This window comes from Bradyrhizobium sp. LeoA1Lang (genome assembly GCF_055413685.1).
On record NZ_JBVAPG010000171.1, the window covers coordinates 1 to 16,235 of the forward strand.

14 protein-coding genes are annotated in these 16,235 nt (G+C 61.8%); 7 read left to right on the forward strand and 7 right to left on the reverse strand.

All coding sequences use genetic code 11. The annotated features are described in order from the left end of the window. Window positions 1-387: 387 nt before the first annotated feature. The 3 genes from ACZYOF_RS35950 to ACZYOF_RS35960 form a co-directional block, all read right to left on the reverse strand. A complete protein-coding gene (locus ACZYOF_RS35950; protein ID WP_245476739.1) occupies window positions 388-606 on the reverse strand; it encodes a hypothetical protein in 219 nt (72 codons plus the stop codon). A 116-nt stretch (window positions 607-722) separates the two neighbouring features. Further along, entirely contained in the window at window positions 723-929 is a 207-nt protein-coding gene (locus tag ACZYOF_RS35955; protein ID WP_282529654.1) for a type II toxin-antitoxin system HicB family antitoxin, read from the reverse strand. Window positions 930-940: 11 nt separating this feature from the next. After that, window positions 941-1,918, reverse strand: a complete 978-nt coding sequence (locus ACZYOF_RS35960; protein ID WP_130583199.1) for a magnesium transporter CorA family protein — start codon at window positions 1,916-1,918, stop codon at window positions 941-943. 344 nt (window positions 1,919-2,262) lie between these two features. Here ACZYOF_RS35960 and ACZYOF_RS35965 point away from each other — a divergent pair, with 344 nt between their 5' ends. Next, window positions 2,263-2,943, forward strand: coding sequence for a L,D-transpeptidase (locus tag ACZYOF_RS35965; RefSeq protein ID WP_394569781.1), 681 nt, complete (start codon window positions 2,263-2,265; stop codon window positions 2,941-2,943). A gap of 20 nt (window positions 2,944-2,963) precedes the next feature. Here ACZYOF_RS35965 and ACZYOF_RS35970 read toward each other — a convergent pair whose 3' ends face one another. Next, window positions 2,964-4,154: an extensin family protein gene (locus ACZYOF_RS35970; protein WP_463718716.1), complete on the reverse strand. Its 1,191-nt coding sequence runs from the start codon at window positions 4,152-4,154 to the stop codon at window positions 2,964-2,966. 82 nt (window positions 4,155-4,236) lie between these two features. Between ACZYOF_RS35970 and ACZYOF_RS35975 the strand changes: the two genes are divergently transcribed. Continuing rightward, a complete protein-coding gene (locus ACZYOF_RS35975) occupies window positions 4,237-5,865 on the forward strand; it encodes a fatty-acid--CoA ligase (protein WP_463718717.1) in 1,629 nt (542 codons plus the stop codon). Between the two features lie 285 nt (window positions 5,866-6,150). Here the strand turns inward: ACZYOF_RS35975 and ACZYOF_RS35980 are convergent, their stop codons facing one another. Continuing rightward, on the reverse strand, window positions 6,151-7,299 hold the full coding sequence (locus ACZYOF_RS35980; RefSeq protein WP_463718718.1) for a hypothetical protein: 1,149 nt from the start codon (window positions 7,297-7,299) through the stop codon (window positions 6,151-6,153). Window positions 7,300-7,754: 455 nt separating this feature from the next. Here ACZYOF_RS35980 and ACZYOF_RS35985 point away from each other — a divergent pair, with 455 nt between their 5' ends. Beyond that, window positions 7,755-8,606 carry a DUF1499 domain-containing protein gene (locus tag ACZYOF_RS35985; protein WP_463718719.1) on the forward strand — a complete coding sequence of 284 codons (852 nt, stop codon included), beginning with the start codon at window positions 7,755-7,757 and terminating at the stop codon, window positions 8,604-8,606. 1,067 nt (window positions 8,607-9,673) lie between these two features. Here the strand turns inward: ACZYOF_RS35985 and ACZYOF_RS35990 are convergent. Together ACZYOF_RS35990 and ACZYOF_RS35995 are read right to left on the reverse strand one after the other, a co-directional pair. Beyond that, window positions 9,674-10,057 (reverse strand): hypothetical protein, encoded by a 384-nt coding sequence (locus tag ACZYOF_RS35990; RefSeq protein ID WP_394569754.1) that lies wholly within the window; start codon window positions 10,055-10,057, stop codon window positions 9,674-9,676. A gap of 1,268 nt (window positions 10,058-11,325) precedes the next feature. Further along, a complete protein-coding gene (locus tag ACZYOF_RS35995; protein ID WP_130231261.1) occupies window positions 11,326-11,517 on the reverse strand; it encodes a CsbD family protein in 192 nt (63 codons plus the stop codon). Window positions 11,518-11,917: 400 nt separating this feature from the next. Here ACZYOF_RS35995 and ACZYOF_RS36000 point away from each other — a divergent pair, with 400 nt between their 5' ends. From ACZYOF_RS36000 to ACZYOF_RS36015, 4 genes are all read left to right on the forward strand, one after another. Continuing rightward, window positions 11,918-13,366, forward strand: a complete 1,449-nt coding sequence (locus ACZYOF_RS36000) for an amidase family protein (RefSeq protein ID WP_463718720.1) — start codon at window positions 11,918-11,920, stop codon at window positions 13,364-13,366. Between the two features lie 47 nt (window positions 13,367-13,413). After that, window positions 13,414-13,995, forward strand: a complete 582-nt coding sequence (locus tag ACZYOF_RS36005; protein WP_463718721.1) for a TetR/AcrR family transcriptional regulator — start codon at window positions 13,414-13,416, stop codon at window positions 13,993-13,995. 291 nt (window positions 13,996-14,286) lie between these two features. Beyond that, window positions 14,287-14,817, forward strand: a complete 531-nt coding sequence (locus ACZYOF_RS36010) for a DUF2380 domain-containing protein (protein WP_463718722.1) — start codon at window positions 14,287-14,289, stop codon at window positions 14,815-14,817. A 240-nt stretch (window positions 14,818-15,057) separates the two neighbouring features. Beyond that, entirely contained in the window at window positions 15,058-16,074 is a 1,017-nt protein-coding gene (locus ACZYOF_RS36015) for a zinc-dependent alcohol dehydrogenase family protein (RefSeq protein WP_463718723.1), read from the forward strand. Window positions 16,075-16,235 lie beyond the last annotated feature (161 nt).

Below are 16,235 nucleotides of genomic sequence, written 5' to 3' on the forward strand. Positions count from 1 at the left end.
CTCCTTCCACCCCATCGGCAAGGTCCTCCTTGCCGACCAGTTGACCTGTTACCCATGTCGCCGGTCTATTCTGTTACCCATGTAGCCGGTCAGGACCCGCGCCACCTTCTCCCACAAGGGGAGAAGGAAAGAACGCCCTCGCGGCGCCAGTTGATGCGCCATCTCCCCTTGTGGGAGAGGGCAGCTCCGCCATCACCACCAGGCTCATTCGGGTGAGGGGTTCTCTCCACGTGTACCGCCGCCCGTTCGCGGGGAGCGAGCGCGGCTGCAATTTCAAGCTTATCGGATCATGCGTAACAAACGAGGAGCACGAAGCAATCCAGACCGTTTCCGCCGTCGACCTCTGGATTGCTTTGCTTGCACTCGTTAGGCGGCCCTCCTGGCCTGTCAATCCGCGTAGAACTTTCGCGGTTTCTCAACGACTCGCAGCGCGCCGGTGTTGAGCGCGCTCGAGCACTCGTCTTCGTTTTCGCCATCGAGCAGGGCAGCGCCGCAGTGACGGCAGATGCGCGGCGATATCGCCTGCATCTTTCCGACCATGCGGTCCTGCTGATAGCGCGCGAAGTCGATGATGTTACGCCGTGGCGTTATGATCTTCTCAACCATTGCTGTCCCTCCGGCTTGAGGCCGGGGGTTATCGCAGCAAAGTTTCGCTCAAACGTTCAGCGCAACACTCAAATTTTAGCGGAGAATTCGCGGAGGAATTGCGGCAGCCTTGTTGCCTATGTTTCGACGTATTCAGCGATGCTGGTCGGCTCTGGAACCGCAAGGCCATCTGCCCGCAATCCATCAAGATGGAACCTAATGGCCTCGCGGATTTCATTCTCAACGTTAGCAACTGTATCGCCGGTGGCGACGCAGCCTGGCAAATCCGGAACATAGGCGGAATAATTGCCATTCGCCTTCTCGATCAGGACTGCGTAGCGCATCGAGCACGCCCCTAAAGCCACTTCTTCAACTTGAAAAGGTAGTACGGCACGATCGCTGCAATCAGCATCATCACGAGCGCGATCGGATAGCCGTGTGGCCAGTCGAGTTCCGGCATCGCCTTGAAGTTCATGCCGTAGATCGACGCAATCAGCGTCGGCGGCATCAGCACCACGGCCATCACCGAGAACAGCTTGATGATGTTGTTTTGCTCGAGGTTGACGACGCCGAGCATCGCATCCAGCACGAAGGTGATCTTGTTGGAGAGATAGGAGGCGTGGTCGGTCAGCGAGGCGACGTCGCGCTGCATGGTCTTGAGCTGCTCGCGCATGTCCTTGGACCATTTGACGCCTTCGATCACCGCCGACATGAAGGTGACGACGCGTCCGATGGAGACCAGGCTTTCGCGCACTTTCGAGGTCAGGTCGCCTTTGCGCCCGATCTCGATCAGGATCTGCGAGTATCGCTTGGCTTGGCCGTGGCGTTCGCTCTCCGGCTCGAAGATGTCGTGGGAGACCTGGTCGATCTCCGACCCGCAGCGCTCCAGGATGTCGGCGCAACGGTCGATCACGGCGTCGAGCAGTTCCGTCAGCACCATCTCGCCGGAGATACCGGGGGCGCAGGACCGCCCAAGCTTGGCCTCGACCAGCGCGAACGGTTTCGGCTGGTCGTAGCGCACGGTCACCAGTCGATGACCAGCCAGGATGAAGGTGACCGCCGTGGTACGAGGCATGTCGGTGTCGGACTGGCACATCAGCGTCGCGGTCATGTAGCGCGCGCCGTTCTCGATATAGAGCCGGCTGGAAATCTCGATTTCCTGCATGTCTTCGCGGGTCGGCACCGCGATCCCGGCCAGCCGCTCCACGGCGCGGTCCTCCTCGGGGGTGGGCCTGACCATATCGATCCAGACCGCGTTCTCCGGCAAGGCCGCGAGCTCGTTGGAAACGGCCTTTTTCAGCGCGAAGTCGAAAGGAACGAACACCGACAGCATCAGCAACTCCGGAACGGGGCACCGGCGCACCCAACAGGACTAAACTCGATTCTGGCAAGGGCTTCATGACCGGCGCATTAACCGCCCATCCATATTTGTGGCGGCGGAATGGCGCCGGCGCGCCCCGGATTTGGCAACCGTTGCTGATCTGCACAGAAATCGGCCGCCGATGGCAGGACTTGCGGCAAAAAAGCCACAGCAGAGGTCCCGCAACGCGGGATAGGTCTCTAAACGCTGGGAATAGCGGCAGGTTTCGGCAATAATACGATCAATGAGATGATGGAATCGTGGCGATAGGGGCGCTTTTTCGCGCTGCGAACGCAGATTTTCAACGGAAGTGCACGATGTCGTTGCTGAAAGTTACGCTGGGGATTGTGGCCGCCGGCCTGATGTTGTCGGGTTGCATGCAGGCCACAACCTATGAGGCCACCAACGCCGCCATCTTCAAGCCGCGCGACAAGGAGCTGCTGGCGAAGACCACCTACGCGAAAGTTCCGGTCGCCGAGCCGTTCCGCCGCGCCATTGTGGATTACCACCGCAAGGAGGCGCCGGGTTCCATCGTTGTCGACTCCGACAACCACTATCTTTACCTGGTGCAGAAGGACGGCAAGGCGATCCGCTACGGCATCACCGTCGGCGAAGAAGCCATGGCATGGTCCGGCATTGCCAAGGTCGGCAGCAAGACCGAATGGCCGGCCTGGCACCCGACGCCCGGCGAAATCTCCCGGCTCGGCGTTCCGACCTATGTCGCGCCGGGACCTGACAACCCGATGGGTTCGCGCGCGCTCTATCTGTACTCCGGCGGCAAGGACACGCTGTTCCGCATCCACGGCACCAACCAGCCGGAATATATCGGCGCCTCGATATCCTCGGGCTGCATCCGCATGACCAATGAGGACGTGATCGACCTTTATGACCGCGTCGGCGTCGGCACCGTCGTGGTCGTGCTGGAACCGAAGCACGGCGACTCGCCGTTCAATTCGAAGATGGCGCTGCAGGGCGGCGGCAACGCCATGATGCAGTAGTCCGTTCGCGGAAGACGCGATCAAAAGCGCCGGTTTTGCCGGCGCTTTTTTGTTGGCTGCGGTTTGGTCGCTGCACGCTTTAGCTCCGCACCGTCGGAATCGCCGGCATCCCGCTTTGCATCTTCCGACTTCGTCTTTTTCGACTTCTTGTTTTCCGACTTCTTGTTTTCCGGCTTGGACCCATCCGGCTTACTGTCGGTCTTGGAGTCGCTCTCGGCGTCGGCCTTCGGGTTATCCTTGGCTGCGACCTGGCGCGGCGGCGCTTGTTCCGGGCGCTCGGCCGGCAACAGCGGGGCGACGGCGGGCAGCGGGTCCAAGACATCCCACTGGCAGATCCGATAATTATTTCGCCGCTCCATCCGGTCGAGATGGATGTGGTCCTCATGGTAGCCGTCGGAGCCGGGCCCCAGCACGGTCGTGAAGCGGGTGCAGGCCGAATGCAGCACGGTCTCACGCAGATCGCGCGGCACAGTGCGGTCGGTGAGCGAGATCGAGCGGCCGTTCGCGAGCTTGAAGGCGCGGACATCGAGCGCGTTGGCGCGGCCATGCTCGGAAAGCTGCGCGCCCGGGACGCCGTTGCGGCCACGGCATTGGAAGGAATCGAGATTTTCGAGCTCGTTGATCGTGCCGCCGAGCCCGGCGGACAGCGGCGCGATGTCGGTACGCACCCACTCGGCGATGGTGGCGGCCATGGTGCAGCGGAGGATCGCGGCCGGCTTCACCGCAACCTTTCGCTTGTCGGGCAGCACGATCGCCTCCAGCCGCACCAGATCATCGCCGCCGCAGCCGCCGTTGCCATGAATGGCGGGGATGCTTGGCGCGATGGCGATCTCCTCCGTCAGCGCCTGCCGGCAGGCTGAGGGCTGCGGCGGAGGAGCCTGCTCGGCAGCCTTGTCGGCGGCTTTGCCGTGGTCGGCCGGCGGCGCCTTTTCGGCGGCTGGGGGCGGCTCAGGCGGCTTCGCGGCAGGCGCCTCGGCCGGGCGCGGTTTTGGCAACGGCACCACCGCTGCCCGATGGACGGCCCTGTGTGGCCTTGGCCGGGGCGGAGCGAACAGGTCCGGCCAGGGAAACGGGGCCGACCTGCGGGCTGCCATGGCGGGGTCGGCCAACATCCCGAGCAATATGGCTACAGCGGTAATCAGTGCCATTCCGGTGCGGCCAAACGCGCCACAAGTGGATTTTCGGCTTGCTTTCTCCGCGCTACAGTTCATGTCAATTTCATGATTGGACGGCTCGCCATACGATCTGGCTGGCGGGTCATGCGAGGGAAGAACACTGAGGAGGGACGTGCGTATGCTTGGTTTGATGCAAGACTGGCCTTTGCTGTGTCACCGGATTATCGAACATGCAGCGAAGTATCACGGCACACAGGAGGTCGTGACGCGGTCGGTCGAAGGCCCGATCCATCGCACCACCTATGCGGAAATCCATGCGCGCGCGCTGAAGGTCTCGCAGAGCCTGGAGCGCGACGGCATCAAGCTCGGCGATCGTGTCGCCACCATCGCCTGGAACACTTGGCGCCATCTCGAAGTCTGGTATGGCATCATGGGTATCGGCGCGATCTGCCATACCGTCAACCCGCGCCTGTTTCCGGAACAGATCGCCTGGATCATCAACCACGCCCAGGACCGCGTGGTGATGACCGACCTCACCTTCGTGCCGGTGCTGGAGAAGATCGCCGACAAGCTTCCGAGCGTCGAGCGCTATATCGTGCTGACCGACAAGGCGCACATGCCAGAGACCACGTTGAAGAACGCGGTCGCCTATGAGGACTGGATCGCGGCGTCGGACGGCAAGTTCGAGTGGAAGACGTTCGACGAGAACACCGCAGCGGCGATGTGCTACACGTCGGGCACGACGGGCGACCCCAAAGGCGTATTGTATTCGCACCGTTCCAACGTGCTGCATGCGTTGATGGCCAACAACAAGGATGCGCTGGGCACATCCGCAACCGATACAATGCTGCCGGTGGTGCCGCTGTTCCATGCCAATAGCTGGGGCATCGCTTTTTCCGCGCCCTCGATGGGCACCAAGCTGGTGATGCCAGGGCCGAAGCTCGACGGCGCCTCGGTCTACGAATTGCTCGACACCGAGAAGGTGACCCACACCGCCGGCGTGCCGACGGTGTGGCTGATGCTGCTGCAGCACATGGCCGCCAACAACCTGAAGCTGCCGCATTTGGAGATGGTGATATGCGGCGGCTCGGCGATGCCGCGCTCGATGATCGAGGCTTTCCTCAACATGGGCGTGGAACCCCGCCATGCCTGGGGCATGACCGAGATGAGCCCGATCGGCACCGTCGCGGCGCTGAAACCGCCCTTCGAGGAGCGCACCGGCGAGGAACGGCTCGACGTCCTGCAGACGCAGGGCTACCCGCCGTTCGGCGTCCAGATGAAGATCACCGACGATGCCGGCAAGGAGCTGCCGTGGGACGGCAAGACCTTCGGCCGGCTCAAGGTCTCGGGCCCGTCGATCGCCAAGGCCTATTTCCGCGTCGACGGCAGCATCCTCGACGAACAGGGCTATTTCGACACCGGCGACGTCTCGACGATCGATGCGCACGGCTACATGCGGATCACCGATCGCTCCAAGGACGTGATCAAGTCCGGCGGCGAATGGATCTCGTCGATCGACCTGGAGAACCTCGCGGTCGGCCATCCGGCCGTGGCCGAGGCGGCCGTGATCGGTGTGTTCCATCCGAAGTGGGATGAGCGTCCGCTCCTGATCGTGCAGCTCAAGCAGGGCCAGCAGGCGACGCGCGAGGAGATCCTGAAGTTCATGGACGGCAAGATCGCGAAATGGTGGATGCCCGACGATGTCGTCTTCGTCGAGGGCATTCCGCACACCGCGACCGGCAAGATCCTGAAGACCGCGCTGCGCGATCAGTTCAAGAGCTACAGCCTCCCGACCGCGGCGGCGTAACGAACAGGTTCTCCGTCATGCCCGGGCTTGCCCCGGGCATCCACGCGGCTTGGCGAGAGCCTCGTAGGGTGGGCAAAGCGACTTCATTCACCGCAGCTCAAACGAGCGCCGGTGGAAGCGTGCCCACCATCACGAGCGGAGTGATCATGGTGGGCACGCTTCCGCCTTCGCTCTTCGAGCTACGGCGGACAAGTCGCTTTGCCCATCCTACAGCCGGCGCAAGTTGATGCGCCCTCTCCCGATATCGTCGAGATTCACGGGCGCGTGCGAGGTGCGGTGCAGGGATCAGCGGATGGGCGCGAGCGCATCAAGCTGGCGCTGAGCTTCGGGTTCGCCCCATTCTTTCGCTTTTTGATACCAGTTGCGGGCCTGCGCGAGGTCCGCGAGCGGGCCACTGGCGCCCAATTGCTTGAGCACGATCGGGTCGTAAGTCCGGGCGAGGAGCAGCGCGGCGCGCGCGTCTCGTGCTTCGGCGGCGCGCAGCAGCAATAGCCTCGCCGCCGCGATGTCGCCGCTGGCGAGCAAATCCTGTCCGCGCTTGACGACAACAGAAATTTCCTTCGGATCCAGATTGCGCACGGTGTCCATCTGCGGCGGCGGGGAAGCGGCTGCAGGCCGAGCCGGCGCCGCAGCCACGACAGCCACCGGTGGCTGCGCCGCGACGCTGGCAGCGGGTTTCCAGGAAAGCCGGATCGAACTACCCACGAGCGCCGCACCGTCGCCGTCACGCAATTCTACCGTCACCACCATCTGGCCGACGAAGCCGTCCGGCGGAATGACCGACACGGCGGAAATCTCCGACGCGGGCACCCGCCACTCGTTGGCGGCGACGCGCTTGCCAGCCGTCAGCCGCGCGCCGGCTGGCAATCCACTGATGGCAATGACGGCGCCAGGAGGGGGAGCACCCACGCGTACACCGAGCGGCAGCGGGTCGTCGGCGAGCCCGCTGCTGTCCTCGACGGCAAGGGTCGCGGCCCGCTTGCGTTGCGGCGCCGGAAACAGCGAGGACTTGAGCGACTGCCAGGAAGAGGCGATCGATGCGACGGCCTTCGACTGAACCCCAGGACTTTGCGACGCCGGAATCGCCATGACGAGGATCATCGCGATGCCTGCCGCAACCGCTGCCGCGATCGCGAACCTCGCTCCCACGCGGAGCAGCGCGCGCCTTCCCGAGTCGCGGAGGACGGATGGCACCTCGATAGGCTCCATCGCTTCCTGCATGGCTTGGGCGACGGCCTTGGTGAACATTTCCGAATGGTCGCGACGTCGAGGGTTGCCCAGCGGTTGCAAAAGCGGGCCGTCGGCAGTCAACGATGAATGCTCTGCGGACCGTCTGGGCGCCGCCGTCGGCTGGCCGCCCATCGCTCGCTCCCGCGGCGCGTAGTAGATCGGATCGTTCGGATCAACGTAGCCTTCGTCCTTGCCACCACTCATACTGAACGCTCGCCCTGAGGCGGCTGCCCACCAGCTCCGCTGGTGCGGCCGGCTACGCTGTTCGCGATCCTTACAGCCCATGAGGATGCAACCGCGCACCTCCGGTCCGCCTGGCGACGACCGAGAGCCTAGGTCACTCTTGCAACGTTTCCGGCTGACGCCCGCCGTTATCCTTTTTTGATTGCCGTTCGCCGATGTCCTTCGCCAGGACGGTCCCTTCGCTTCGGTGGTTCCGACAACCTAGAGTGGAGCCTTTAGCCCAAAGTTCCGCCGAGTCAATCTGCAACTAAAGATCAGTTTGATTGAATTGTTAATCGGCGAGGTTGCCAAATCTTCCCGCGGCTCGCCCCATATCGTCCGCAAACCTTGAAATTGCCGGGCCGCCGTGGTCTCAAGCTGCCAGTTTTCATCCGGCCCTGGCAGTGGGCCAAGCCACAACACGGCAGTTCTCACCGATGGCCCGCAGGTTTTCTGTTCCCTATCAGTCGGAGCCGGTGTCCAGCCTCGCCACCTTGGCACGCAACCTCGCGATCTTCTCCGCCGTCGCGGTGATCGTCTCGATCCTCATCGTCCGCTTCGGCTTCCTGGAGATGAAGCCGGCGCTGGCGACCTTCTTCGGCGCGCTGGCCTGTGCGGGACTTTCGATCCTGCTTGGCTTCGCCGCCTTCGCCGCGATCTGGCAGAACGGTTCGCGCGGCATGGGCCGCATCCTTCTGGCCTTCCTGATCAACGCGCTGGTGCTCGCCTATCCCGCCTATCTCGCCGTGCAATATCGCCGGCTGCCGCCGATCCACGACATCACCACCGACCCGATCGATCCGCCGCGGTTCGAGGCGCTGTCGCGCCTGCGCACCAGCGACGACACCAATTCGGCCGTCTATGCCGGGCTCTACTCCGCCGACCAGCAGCGCCGCGCCTATCCCGATATCGAGACCGTCGAGCTCGAGGTGCCGGTGGACCGCGCTTACACGGTGACGCTGCAATTGGTGAACCGGCGCAAATGGCTCGTGATCGATGAGCGGCCGCCGACGCCACCGCGCCGCATCGGCCGCATCGAGGCGGTGGCGCGCACGCCGATCATGGGCTTCCGCGAGGATGTCGCGATCCGCATCATGCCCGACGGCGAGGACTCGCGGGTCGATATCCGCTCCGCCTCGCGCTATTTCGAGGCCGACCTCGGCAGCAACGCCGCGCGCGTGTCGAAGCTGATCGAGGACATCAACACCGCCGTCGACAATGCGAAGCCGGCCACGCCGAAGAAGGCGCCAGCACCGCCGAAGGCGCAGGCGAAGACGGTGAAGAAGTGAGGCGGTGGGTTGGACACCGCTGGGGCCTGTACTCCTAAATCACCCAGCAGCGTCCGCTTTCGGGCAAACCGGACATCGAGCCAACATCGCCGAATGACCGAGTCTGACCCGAAGGCGACCTTAAACTCGTAACCAGCGAGAGGCTGATCGCAGCTCAGCAGAGTCCTTGGTGGGACTTAGCACAAGCGACACGCCCCCCAGGATGCGCAGCAACCCGCGCAGCCACCATACCCCCAGCCACCGAACCCGATGTCGTCATCGAACCCGATGTCGTCATAGAACCCGATGCTGAACCCGCAGCCGCCGCAACCACAACCACGGAAGCCAAGGCAACCACGGAAGCCACCGCAACCTCGGATGCCAACAAACCTGCCACCACCGCAACCTCGGCCGCCAACAAATCCGCCACCGCCGCAACCTCGGATGCCAACAAACCCGCCACCACCGCAACCTCGGCCGCCAACAAATCCGCCACCGCCGCAACCTCGGCCGCCGCCAAACCCGCCACCACCGCAACCTCGGCCGCCGCACCCCCCGCCACCATGGCCGCACCCGCAACCACCGCAGCCGCCGCCGCGCGCTAGCTGCACGCCGCCGCCCAAGTCTTCTCTATCGAAGAGATGGAACGTGGCTAGACTGACGTCGGCCATTTCCTCTTCGCCAAGAACGAAGCGCTGATTCGGCGAGGTATCGTCAGATTGCGGGATACCGGAAGTGGGCATCGTGGATGCGGATGCACTGCCCGCCAGCGAAAGACCCAGTCCGGCGGCGCCCAGCACCTTCACGGCGGCGGCTTTGGTTGTGCGTCTCTGCTTCGAAGCTTGCTTGACCCGTGGCATGGTCGCACCCTCCGTAAGTCGATAGCGCTTAGCGTGGCAAGCGTGCGCGCGGCGCATCCGGCGCGCAAGGGTTACCGTGCGATAAATGCGAAATATCTCATCGAGTTCCTATTCATCTTCATGAACGAGATCGAAACGTAACGCTTTCGGTTGAGGGGCCTGATGAGGTCCGCCTTGCGCCATGACGCGGCCTTGGGGCCGCGCATGGCGCTGTACCGCGCGGTCGAGTCACGACCGGTGATGGCGGCGGCCATGATGACGCAGGAATGCGCCGGGCGCAAAATCATAAGAGCCGTAGCGGTCGCCGCAGTAAGAGACGCCGCCGCTGGCCGACGCACACGCGCCCTTCAACACGGGCCAGTCGGGAGACAACCTGGCAGCAGGCGTTGGCCTACCTCCATTTAGAACGTCCAGATTGGGATAATTGAACGCGAACGCGCCCGGCTCCTGGATGGCGGCCCTTATGGTCCCGTTCGGATTGTAGTCGTTCCTCGGATTATACCCGGAGTCGCGTAGATTTTTGATATACAGGGCGCGGTCTTGCGCGAATGCCGGCGTCGCTGCGGTCGCGGACAGCAGCACGGCCGTTGCAATAGCTTTGAATGAAATCACTGTCGTTTTTCTCCTGTATCGACGGTCGCAGACCCACGCGCGGACAAGACAATGCGGTCACGCTCCGTGAGGCGAGCGTGCTGTTCAAACGCGAGCTACCGGCTTGCAGCATCCGATGCGGATGCCTTCGGCCTTGACGTAGGGAGAGATCGGCCTGTTCCGTTTAAATTCCGCTTCCCGAAGCTCAACTCGGCTTGAAACGCGCGTTACCGAGTCAATCGCCTGTAGACCGAAGAAAGCGGATTGCCGCGCGACAGGACGTCGTGACGAAATCGATCCCTGGCGCACTGGTTATCTGACTGCCCTCGATTACTGTGTAAAGCGAGGCACGTCTGTGAGCCGTCTCACTCCTCGTTTTTTCGTGATGTTTGCTTATTGCCGTGCCGCGGCCAATTCCGGCCCTGACGTGTCAGGGCGGCAACAATAGCGCTTACTGCGGTGGAAGAGTCTTCTGTTGGCCCTTTGCGTCGATCTGCCGCGAGCGCTGCAACGTCCGATGTGGAAGGTAGACCGGACTACGTCGAGCTCCTTTATAAGCCTAGGGTTTGACGTCGCGGGTTGAGACGGGGTTCAAAGCAATGCGCGACAGGGGCGGCTAAACTCAGACCGTTGAAGCGCACTTCCGTTAATGGCCCTAAAGGCGACATACCTCGCCCAGCCTCCAGTCGCATCCGTCGGTTTCCCGAGCCGTTCATCTACCGATCTTAAAAATGTGAATGGCCTGATTTCGAATTAACTAGAGCAACTGTTTGTACGGTGAAACATCGGGGACCATCTGGCCCCATCGGCGAAGTGGCAATGGCCTCGTCGAGGTCCGCTTGGCGTGGCATGGCCGACAAGATTTGCTCACGCTGAGTTCTTCTGACTTCGCCCCAAACGTACGTTCGGCCGGCATTTGCTGAGCTCCACCGAAATAACCAGGCAGTCTTTCTCCATGCATCGAAACCAGATGCGCGGTCTGGCGTTGGGATCAATGGACGATGATGATTTGCAAGCCCGCAGTGAACAAGCTCTCGTCGTAGTGACCCTCAGTACGGCAACGCTGATCGCATGCGTTACCCTTTTCGTATCTCAATTGTAAGGCCGCCGCAGTTGGCGGCGTCTTTCGTTTGGAATGCCACTTCCTGCCCCGAAAAGGGCATAGCGGCACGTCCAAGCTAAAGGTCGGTTCTTAGAGGTAAGGCAGACTTCGTCACTCAGCCCGACCGCCCTGTGGCAAAAGAAAAGGCCGCCCGGAGGCGGCTAGTTCTTGGTCTTCCCTCTTGTGCTTATTTTTTGAGGGCGCCAGCGGCGTCCCGCGCTGCATCCTTCACATCTCCGGCGGCGTTGTGTGCGGATCCCTTCGCCTTGTCGATCTTGCCTTCGGTTTCCATCTCCTTGTCGCCAGTGAGCTTACCGGCACCTTCTTTGATGGCGCCTTTTGCCTTGTCGGCAGCGCCCTTCACATGTTCGCGATCCATGGTCGTGTTCCTTTTGCTGTGCGGAAGACCAGCACAACGAAAGAGTTACGCAGTGGTTCCTCGGAGAACAAGCACGGGTCCGGCCCTGCACACGAAAACTTCTGAATTTGGCCCTTGGCTGCCATCGCGAACGCGAGGAGTAGGTCAGCTACCGGGTCGAAAGCGGTCCAAGATGTGCTGGCCCGCCAATTCCGAATCTGACCCGAAGCGGACGTCTTCTTCCGATGATTGGCGGCTCAATCCACCACCCCCGTCAACACCTCACGCTTACGTGTCCAGAAAAGGCGGACACCTTTATTGAATTACGATCGTAATTTATTATTATGACCGTAATGGCATCGAGCTGAGCCGCTATTTGGCGGCTGCGGAATGCCGCAAACAGGCTCTTTGCGAGGACTCCATGAACGACGCCAGCACCATTTCAGGTCGTAGCGCACCGCGAGAATTCTTGGATCCCTCCTCGCTGGGGCTCGCAGCGGCTGCAGCAGCCATTCGTGAAGGCCATATCACGTCCGAAGCCTACACTGCGGCGCTTTTGCTTCGCGCCCGAACGCTTGCCGAACTCAACGCCTTCATCACCATCGACGAGGCGGCCGTGTTGGCGGCCGCGAGAGACGCAGACAAAGCACGAGCCGCCGGATCGGCGGCTCTGCTGCTAGGTGTGCCGCTTGGGGTGAAAGACAGTTACTTGGCGAAAGGGCTGCCTACGAGCCTAGGTCTCGATAGCCTTGCTCACTTCGTGCCGCGCGAAGATGCGGACGCTGTCCGCGCCATCAAGGGTGCGGGTGCCTTGGTCTTCGGGAAGAACAACCTCGTCGAGATGTCTTACGGCTTGACCGGTCACAACGCACGTTACGGCCAAGTGAAGAATCCGCACGCACGAGATCGCGTCTCGGGCGGCTCCTCGAGCGGCTCTGCCGCATCTGTGGCCGCGGGCCTCGTTCCCGCGTCGTTGGGCGGTGACACCGTCGGGTCGATCCGGGTGCCCGCATCCTTCTGTGGGGTCGTGGGATTCAAGCCAACGACCGGACGTTGGCCGCGCAACGGCGTTGCTCCGATCTCCCATACGCTCGACACGACGGGTGCATTCGCCCGAAGCGTCGAGGACTGCATTTTGCTGGATCAAGTCGTGACGGGTGAACAAACGGCCGAGTTCTCCGACGACGGCTACGATCTCAGGGGAGCTCGACTGGCCTTCGCGCCCCGACAGTTCCTCGATCTGGTGGACCCGGAGGTCGAGGACCGGTTCCGCGAGGTGGTTCGGCAGCTACAGGACGCCGGCGCCGAGGTTGTTGAGATCGACCTTGGTGACGATTTCAACGCCCTCGTCCAAACCGCCACATGGGGCATCTTCGCTCACGAGACGATGGGCGCGATTTCGGATTTCCTTCGCCGCCACGAGATTCCGACCACGTTCCAAGCGATCTACGACGGGCTTAAGCCCCAACTTCGGCAAGCATGGGGCGGTGCGGGTGCTGTCTCGGCAGAGGCATATCAGACTGCGCTCAACGTGAGCCGGCCTGAAATCCAGCGCCGTCTCGACAAGGCGTTCGTCGCTGACGGAGCGCAGGCCATTCTGCAACCGACCACGCCATGCACCGCGCCCTTGATCGAGGAGCAGGCGACCGTCCGTATCGCGGGGCAGGACGTCAGCTACCTCGCCTTGGCGAACCATACCGTGTCGGCGAGCAGCGTGGGGCTGCCGGGTATCAGTCTTCCCGTCGGTCGCCCTCGCGCTGGTCTGCCGATTGGTCTCGAGCTTGACGCTTCGCTAGGTAGCGACCGGACGCTTTTGGTCCTTGCTCGTAAGATCGAAGGCGTTTTGGGTACCGAGCCGACCGCGATCTAGCGCTGTGAGCCATGGTGGCTGCGGGACATTGGTGGAGTTGAGAGAAGATGCGTTTCGAGAAAGGTCACAAGTTGGCGACCCGACGGCACATTGTCGATGTGGCATCGAAGTGCATGCGCCGGGACGGCATCTCCTCGACGGGCATCTCGGGGATTATGGGCGAGGCCGGCCTAACCAAAGGGGCCTTCTCTCCGCACTTTGAGTCCAAGGACGCGCTTGTTCGCGAGGCGCTGGCGAGAGCGCTGGGTGACCAGCAGCATTGCCTTGAGGAAGATCAGCTCAAGGGCCTCGATCTCGAAGGCGCGATCCGTAGATACCTGAACCGCGCTCACCTTGAAGACCCTGCGGACGGGTGCCCCTCCGCGGCATTGCTTCCGGAAATCGCCCGCCAGCCCCTGTCCACCAGGCAAGATTACGAGAAAGCGCTGCGAAGGTACGTCGCGACTCTGGCCGCGCTACTTCCCGGCGAAGATTCTGCCGAAAACCGCCGGCGCGCGACGGCTATCTTCGGGCTCATGGTGGGCACCCTGCAGTTTGCGCGGGCCGTGCCCGACGCTGCCGAAGCGCAGCAGATCATGGATGGTGGCGTGGAGGCCGCGTTGCAGTTGGCGTGGACTCCATCACCTTAAGGTCGGGAAGCACGGAGAGGCTCAGGTCGGACATGCCTGTGAGCCCAAATTACCGATGTCCGCTCGTGGCCCTTCGCGACGAAATCAGCCTGTCGCCTGCATGTCGGCTCTGAGGGGTAGACTGGACCTAAAAGAGATCGTGCAAAACCGTCGCGATTGACCACTGCAGACATTAGCGCTGCGCTGCCATGGGCGGCCGCGTAGCGTTACCAAGGATTAATTTCTTCGACAGGAGGCGGAAAGAATCGATCTTCTAAAATGGCCTCAGTAGGGGGAGATCGAGTCATCGCCATGCGCCACGCCTCCCTGTTGCACGCTGTTACCACAGCCGGTCTGTTCCTGGGATCCAGCCTCATCTCAGATGCATCCGCCGCGACCGCCGACCACGCTTTGGCTGTCTCCGTCGACGATTTCAAACATAGAGACACGTCGAACGAGCCCACCGATCAGACGGCCGTGCATGAAAAGCGATTGCGGGCTTTCATGACCGCGCTGCGGGACGATGTCACGGCAGACCGCCGTTTTGAGCTTGTGCCGTCCTCCTGCGCACCAAATTGTCCGACCGACGGACCGGCGTTGCGCGATCGGCTGCGCGCGGCGTCACAGGCCGGCGCGCAGATCCTGATCATCGGCGGCTTTCATAAGATGAGCACGCTGGTGCAGCTGGCGCAGACTGTTGCCATCGATACGACATCCCAGCGTGTCGTGTTCCGGAAGTACTTCCAGTTCCGCGGCGACAATGACGAGGCATGGCAGCGCGCGGAGCGCTTTGTATCGGAGGAGGTCCGCGACCAGCTGCTTGAAAGCAGATCACAGCAATAGGCGACGCGCGGCGCACGTGCATGGCGCCGTGAGTCCGGTTTTGGCCCATCAGCGAAGTGGTGGCACCTGTAGTTGAGGTCCGCTTAGCAGGGCATTAGCGGACCAGATTTTCTCGCGCTGAGTTTTTCGCATTTTGACCCGGAAGGGACATCGGATGCTAGCAACCGAGACTCTCTGGCATGGTTTGGTCATTTCGGAGTACAACTTGTCCGATTTTCGGGTTCACGCGAGGCCGAATCGATGAGTGAAACCCTTCAAGTGACGGGTAAGAATGGGCTGCGGGATTTACACATTCTGAGCCGGGAAACGCCACGCCCGTTTCGGGATATGGTACTCGTGCGCACCACCGCCGCCGCGCTCAACTATCGTGACCTCGCGCTCATCGTCGGCATCTCAACGGCAGGGCCGTCGATTCCGTATACGCCGCTATCTGACGCGTGCGGAATTGTCGAAGAAGTGGGCGAGGATGTTAAGGGACTCAGGCCCGGTGACCGGGTTTGCTCTACCTTCTTTCCGACTTGGCAATCCGGCCGGCTCGCACCTGAAAAGCTCAGCATGCTTGGTGCTTCGGAACTCGGTGTTGGACAGCAACATTTCCTTTTGCCGCAATCTGCGCTTGCTCGACCGCCGGATTTTCTGACGGATATTCAGGCTGCTACGTTGCCCTGCGCAGCTTTGACAGCTTGGCGGGCTGTTCTGGACGGCACGGGCCTACTTCCCGGCGAGACCATATTGCTGCAAGGGACTGGAGGAGTATCGATTTTCGCGCTTCAGTTCGCCGTTGCTGCGGGCCTACGTGCTATCATAACCTCGTCATCAGATGAAAAACTGGAGCGTGCAAAGGCGTTGGGCGCTACCGATGGAATCAATTATCGCTCCAAACCGGATTGGGCGGCAGAGGCACTGCAACTGACCAGCGGAAAAGGTGTTGATCTCGTCGTGGAAGTCGGCGGTGCCGGAACACTCGCACAAAGCATCCGAGCCGTTCGTCTGGAAGGCACAATTTCTCTTGTCGGGATGCTGGCAGGAGGGACTCAGCCGCTCGATGTTCGAACGATTTACATGAAAAATGTGATTGTACGGGGCATTACCGTCGGCTCCCTTGAGATGTTTCAGCGCATGTGCAAAGCGATCTCCGCGCACAATATAGAACCCGTTGTCTGCAAGGTATTTCCGTGGCGTGAAGCTCGCTCAGCGTTTGAAGCGCTGAAGCAAGGCGGGCATATCGGAAAAATCGTACTTGATTTTACCACGTAGTGGCGGAGCGTTCCGGATCTGGTTATGTCTGCTGTTGGCCCAGGCCGTGTGAAAATGGTGCAACTTGGAGCGCACTGGCGCATTTCGTGGCCGCCGAGCTTCTAATTCGGTGGAATCGACCTCCTGTCATCTCAGTGGCAGCCTGGAGCTTCAGGTAGGCG

What these genes read in the sequence shown, in the direction of transcription:
- ACZYOF_RS35960 (WP_130583199.1), bottom strand. Translation starts at nt 1,918, where the DNA reads ATGCTGTCGGTGTTCGTTCCTTTCGACTTCGCGCTGAAAAAGGCCGTT.
- ACZYOF_RS35950 (WP_245476739.1), bottom strand. Translation starts at nt 606, where the DNA reads ATGGTTGAGAAGATCATAACGCCACGGCGTAACATCATCGACTTCGCG.
- ACZYOF_RS35985 (WP_463718719.1), top strand. Translation starts at nt 7,755, where the DNA reads ATGGCCCGCAGGTTTTCTGTTCCCTATCAGTCGGAGCCGGTGTCCAGC.
- ACZYOF_RS36015 (WP_463718723.1), top strand. Translation starts at nt 15,058, where the DNA reads ATGAGTGAAACCCTTCAAGTGACGGGTAAGAATGGGCTGCGGGATTTA.
- ACZYOF_RS35980 (WP_463718718.1), bottom strand. Translation starts at nt 7,299, where the DNA reads ATGAGTGGTGGCAAGGACGAAGGCTACGTTGATCCGAACGATCCGATC.
- ACZYOF_RS35995 (WP_130231261.1), bottom strand. Translation starts at nt 11,517, where the DNA reads ATGGATCGCGAACATGTGAAGGGCGCTGCCGACAAGGCAAAAGGCGCC.
- ACZYOF_RS35975 (WP_463718717.1), top strand. Translation starts at nt 4,237, where the DNA reads ATGCTTGGTTTGATGCAAGACTGGCCTTTGCTGTGTCACCGGATTATC.
- ACZYOF_RS36000 (WP_463718720.1), top strand. Translation starts at nt 11,918, where the DNA reads ATGAACGACGCCAGCACCATTTCAGGTCGTAGCGCACCGCGAGAATTC.
- ACZYOF_RS36010 (WP_463718722.1), top strand. Translation starts at nt 14,287, where the DNA reads ATGCGCCACGCCTCCCTGTTGCACGCTGTTACCACAGCCGGTCTGTTC.
- ACZYOF_RS35970 (WP_463718716.1), bottom strand. Translation starts at nt 4,154, where the DNA reads ATGAACTGTAGCGCGGAGAAAGCAAGCCGAAAATCCACTTGTGGCGCG.
- ACZYOF_RS36005 (WP_463718721.1), top strand. Translation starts at nt 13,414, where the DNA reads ATGCGTTTCGAGAAAGGTCACAAGTTGGCGACCCGACGGCACATTGTC.
- ACZYOF_RS35955 (WP_282529654.1), bottom strand. Translation starts at nt 929, where the DNA reads ATGCGCTACGCAGTCCTGATCGAGAAGGCGAATGGCAATTATTCCGCC.
- ACZYOF_RS35965 (WP_394569781.1), top strand. Translation starts at nt 2,263, where the DNA reads ATGTCGTTGCTGAAAGTTACGCTGGGGATTGTGGCCGCCGGCCTGATG.